The sequence below is a fragment of the Kocuria subflava genome (genome assembly GCF_012163155.1).
In the GTDB taxonomy this organism is placed as follows: Bacteria; Actinomycetota; Actinomycetes; order Actinomycetales; family Micrococcaceae; genus Kocuria; species Kocuria subflava.
Map to the genome: position 1 here is coordinate 1 of NZ_JAAVUN010000138.1, position 665 is coordinate 665.

Sequence of the window (665 nt, forward strand, 5' to 3'; positions counted from 1 at the left end):
GGGTGGGACCCATGTGGTTGCCCTCGGCGGTGTGGTTGTAGACCACGTCCAGGATGACTTCGATCTCGGCCCGGTGCAGGGCACGGACCATCGCCTTGAACTCCTGGACCTGCCCCCCCAAGGTGCTCGATGACGCGTAGTCGTGGTGGGGGGCGAAGAAGGAGATCGTGTTGTATCCCCAGTAGTTGCGCAGCCCCTTCTCCTGGAGCGTGGAGTCCTGGACGAACTCGTGGACCGGCATGAGCTCGATGGCCGTGATGCCCAGCTTCTTGAGGTGCGAGATCACCGCGGGGTGGGCCACGCCCGCGTAGGTCCCGCGCAGGTTCTCGGGGACCTCGGGGTGTTGTTCGGTGAGGCCCTTGACGTGGGCTTCGTAGATCACCGACTTGTGGTACTGCTTCTTGGGTGGCCGATCCCCTTCCCAGTCGAAGTAGGGGTTGATCACCACGCCCTTCATCATCAGCTCGGCCGAGTCGTCCTGGTTGAAGGAGTCCTCGTCACCGAAGTTGTAGGAGAACAGGGGCTGGCCCCACTCACGGACAAAGCCGTCCACGGCCTTCGCGTAGGGGTCCAGGAGGAGCTTGGCGGGGTTGCAGCGGTTTCCGTTGGCGGGGTCCCATGGGCCGTGAACCCGGTAGCCGTAGCGCTGCCCGGGCTGGACCTCC

General features: G+C 64.5%; 1 protein-coding gene. It reads right to left on the reverse strand.

The window, feature by feature from the left end; translation table 11 throughout:
- A partial coding sequence (locus tag GTW58_RS13405; RefSeq protein ID WP_245195276.1) for an alpha-amylase family glycosyl hydrolase occupies positions 1 to 665 on the reverse strand: 665 nt, incomplete at both ends.